Genomic DNA, 4,346 nt, shown 5'->3' with positions numbered 1-4,346 from the left:
ATATTATTCCTTCTATAGAAGACAATTCTATGTATTTTTCAATAACATGCTCCGGACTTTCCATCATCACGTTTATTGAAACACTGGTATATTTTGCGTTTTTTGATTGTTTGGTATGAATTACTGCACCTATATTATCGAAAGCATTTTCTACTTCTTCAATTTTTTTTGGGCTTGTTGGCACAATAAACTTATACAAATATTCGCTGGGCCATACTGAAGTATTGCTCAGTTCTTCCTTTAATCTTATATAAAATTCTTCTGTCTTCTTATCCATTTTTAAACAAAATAAAAGCAAATATACAGTAATGATTTTAGATTTTTGAAGTAGGTTTCCAAGATTTAGAAAAAATACTTTTTATAAGCAAAAATAAAAGTCAAAACACATTCAGTATTCTAATTAGTTTCAATAAATTTGCGCTTCATTTCAAAAATCTTGGAAAAAGAAATTATAGTTATCATCGGCGGTCCTGGAACCGGAAAAACAACCATCATCGACGGATTATTATCCAAAGGACATTGTTGTTATCCGGAAATTTCACGCGAAATAACATTAGAAGCTAAAAAACAGGGAATAGAACAATTGTTCCTTGAAAAACCATTGTTGTTTAGCGAATTGCTTTTGGAAGGAAGAAAAAAACAATACAACAACGCAATTGCTGAACCGCATTCAGTAGTTTTTATCGATCGAGGAATTCCTGATGTTTTGGCGTATATGCATTACATTGGTGACAGCTATCCAGCTTTTTTTGATGAAGCCTGCAAAGAACATAAATATTCCAAAATTTTTATACTTCCGCCTTGGGAAGAAATTTACGAAAGCGATGATGCGCGTTATGAAAACTTTGAACAGGCAAAACTTATTTATAGTCATCTTACCGAAACCTATCAAAACTACGGTTACAGCCTAATTGAAGTGCCACGCGGAACTGTTGAAGAACGTATTCAATTCATATTTAGACATCTGTCATAATACACTTTTGCTGTAACAGCAACACAATCTTATTTTATATCTTTACTGTCATGTTGAGCCTTCTGAAGGTCGTAATTCGTAATTAATAATTCGTAATTGAATGTCCAAAGCTTTAGAAATCCTGCAGCAATACTGGAAACATGATGCCTTCCGCGAACCGCAGGAAGAAATCATAAATTCGGTATTGGACGGAAAAGACACTTTTGCACTGATGCCAACCGGTGGAGGAAAATCGATTTGCTTTCAGATACCAGCTATGATGCAGGAAGGAATTTGTCTTGTCATTTCGCCATTGATTGCCTTGATGCGTGACCAGGTTGAAAATCTGCAGAACAAAGGAATCAAGGCGATTGCTTTAACTGGTGGAATTCATCACGATGAGATAATTGATTTGTTAGATAATTGCCAATTCGGGAATTATAATTTCCTGTATCTTTCGCCTGAACGATTGCAAAACGACTGGATTTTAGAACGGATAAAAAACCTTCCGATAAACCTTATCGCCATTGATGAAGCGCATTGTGTATCGCAATGGGGACACGATTTTCGTCCGGCATATTTGAAAATTGTACAACTAAAAGAATACTTTCCAAAAGTACCTTTTTTGGCATTGACCGCTTCGGCAACCTTGAGAGTTAAAGAAGATATTATTGTCCAATTAAAGCTGGATAATCCGCAAATTTTCTCGAAATCATTCTATAGAGCAAACATCGCTTATATGGTTTTTGAAACCGAAGACAAGCTCCATCTTTTACAACAAATTTTGCACAAGAATCCGCAACCTTCTATTATATATGTAACCAATAGAAAAAGCTGTCTTGAAACCGTGCATCAATTGGAAAGCCAAGGTTTTACTGCAACTTATTATCATGGCGGATTATCTTCCAAAGAGAAAGTAAAGCACATGAAACTTTGGATGGAAGAAAAAGTACAAGTGATTATTGCCACCAATGCGTTTGGAATGGGCATTGACAAAGCCAATGTGAAAACCATTATCCATTTGCATTTGCCACAAAACCTGGAAAACTATTATCAGGAAGCCGGTCGAGCCGGAAGAAATGGCGAGAAAGCATTTGCCGTTTTGCTCAATAATCCATCGGATATTTTACACGCCGAAGCGCAATTCCTGAGTGTTTTGCCCGATAAAGCTTTTTTGAATTTGGTGTTTGTAAAACTTTGCAATTTTTTTCAGATTGCTTATGGCGAAGGAATTGACGATCAATTCAGCTTTAATCTGAATCAGTTTTGTGCCAAATATAATTTCCCAATATTAAAAACGTATAATGCTTTGCAGTTTTTGGATAGACAAGGCGTAATTAATTTATCGCAGGAATTCTCAGAAAAAGTCAGCATTCAGTTTATCATTCCGTCGAAAGAAGTGATTCGGTATATGAGTCTGAATCCAGCTGATGAAGAAATCGTGTTGACAATTCTTCGAACCTATCCCGGGATTTATGATATGCAAACCGCTTTCAATCCAACATTGATTGCCAAGAAATCGAATAGTACTGAAAAAATTGTGCTTTCGCTTTTGCAAAAATTAAAAGAAAAACAAATCATCGATTTGATTGCCAAAAATAATGATGCCACGATTACCTTTAATGAAGTCCGTGAAGATGAGCGAACCATTAACAGAGTTTCAAAACATCTGGAAGCACAAAACAAATTAAAAACCGAACAACTCCAGGCCGTATTATATTATAGTAAGGAAACCAAAACCTGCAAACAGAAATTACTGATGCAGTATTTTGGCGAAACGATAAAAGACGATTGTGGTGTTTGCTCGTATTGCATTTCCAAAAATAAAAAGAAGCAAAATCCGGAAACGATTGCTGAAAAAATTATTGAGTTATTGAAAATGCAGGACTTCAACTCAAGAGATATTCAAAAGTTGACGAAACTTTCGAAAGACGATGTTATCTTTGCGCTTCAGAATCTTTTGGAAAACGATACGATTAGTATCAAATCAAATAATTTATATTCATTAAAATAGATACTGAAATAAATTCAGCATATATGGAAAAATTACGCATTGTTTTTATGGGAACGCCCGAATTTGCCGTTGGCATTCTGGATACAATTATCAAAAACAATTATGACGTTGTTGGTGTGATTACTGCTGCGGATAAACCTGCCGGTCGTGGCCAAAAGATTAAATATTCCGCAGTAAAAGAATATGCTTTGGAACACAACTTAAAGTTATTGCAGCCTACCAATCTTAAAGACGAAGAATTTTTAGCCGAATTAAAATCGCTTGATGCCAATCTGCAGGTTGTGGTTGCGTTTAGAATGTTGCCCGAAGTCGTTTGGAGAATGCCAAAATTAGGAACCTTTAATCTTCATGCATCGTTGTTGCCAAACTATCGTGGTGCGGCGCCAATCAATTGGGCAATTATTAATGGTGAAACAAAAACCGGAATTACTACGTTCTTTATAGATGACAAGATTGATACCGGCGCGATGATTTTGAGTGATGAAATTTCGATATCAGATAATGAAAATGCCGGGCAGTTACATGACAGTCTGATGGCACTTGGAAGTTCAACAATTGTTAAAACTTTGAAACTTATTGAAAGTGGAAATGTGCCAACAGAAATTCAAAAAGAATCGGATGAAATCAAAACAGCCTACAAACTCAATAAAGAGAATTGCAAAATCGACTGGACAAAACCGGCAACCGAAATTCACAATTTAATACGTGGGTTATCGCCATATCCATCGGCTTGGTGCTTCTTTAAAGATAATGGACAAGAATGGAATGTAAAAATCTATGAAGCGAAAATTATTTTTGAAAACCATACTTATAATATAGGTAGTATTATCACCACTAAAAAAGAAATTAAAGTTGCTGTAAAAGATGGTTTTATTCAAATTTTGAGCATTCAGTTTCCCGGGAAGAAGAAAATGCAGTCAAATGAGTTACTAAATGGCATCACTTTTTCGGAAAGAGCGCAAGCAGAATAAGGTCTCATGGCTTTTTTTGAGTAAAAAAATCGATGAAAAGCACGGGTTTATCAACAAATGAACTAAGTTATCAACAAATATTTGAAAAAAACACGAAAACGCTTGTGCAGTAAGGAATTCCTTTTAAATTTGTTATCATTAACAAAATGTTTAACCAACAATTAATAACTAACATTATGAACAAATCAGAATTAATCGATGCAATTGCAGCTGACGCTGGAGTAACAAAAGCAGCAGCAAAATTAGCTTTAGAATCATTTTTAGGTAACGTAAGCGGTACTTTGAAAAAAGGTGGAAGAGTATCTTTAGTAGGATTCGGATCTTGGTCAGTATCTAAAAGAGCTGCAAGAGATGGAAGAAACCCTCAAACTGGAAAAACTATCAAAATCGCTGCTAAGAATGTAGTTAA

5 protein-coding genes are annotated in these 4,346 nt (G+C 35.2%); 4 read left to right on the top strand and 1 reads right to left on the bottom strand.

Translation table 11 applies throughout. The features are described 5' to 3' along the window. Positions 1–277 (bottom strand): DUF493 family protein (locus ABIQ27_RS01540; protein WP_348031405.1); only part of this gene is annotated, 277 nt, incomplete at its 3' end. Between the two features lie 159 nt (positions 278–436). Here ABIQ27_RS01540 and ABIQ27_RS01535 point away from each other — a divergent pair. The 4 genes from ABIQ27_RS01535 to ABIQ27_RS01520 all read left to right on the top strand — a co-directional run. Then, positions 437–973, top strand: a complete 537-nt coding sequence (locus ABIQ27_RS01535) for an ATP-binding protein (protein ID WP_348031403.1) — start codon at positions 437–439, stop codon at positions 971–973. A 100-nt stretch (positions 974–1,073) separates the two neighbouring features. Then, a complete protein-coding gene (locus tag ABIQ27_RS01530; RefSeq protein WP_348031401.1) occupies positions 1,074–2,966 on the top strand; it encodes an ATP-dependent DNA helicase RecQ in 1,893 nt (630 codons plus the stop codon). 23 nt (positions 2,967–2,989) lie between these two features. Further along, positions 2,990–3,937, top strand: coding sequence for a methionyl-tRNA formyltransferase (gene fmt, locus ABIQ27_RS01525; protein WP_348031400.1), 948 nt, complete (start codon positions 2,990–2,992; stop codon positions 3,935–3,937). A gap of 176 nt (positions 3,938–4,113) precedes the next feature. Then, on the top strand, positions 4,114–4,346 hold a 233-nt coding region (locus ABIQ27_RS01520; protein ID WP_348031398.1), incomplete at its 3' end, for an HU family DNA-binding protein.

Origin of the sequence: Flavobacterium sp. (assembly GCF_039916025.1) — a bacterium.
GTDB lineage: Bacteria > Bacteroidota > Bacteroidia > Flavobacteriales > Flavobacteriaceae > Flavobacterium.
The sequence above is the reverse complement of the archived record's forward strand: the minus strand, read 5'-3'. Positions and strand labels throughout refer to the sequence as shown.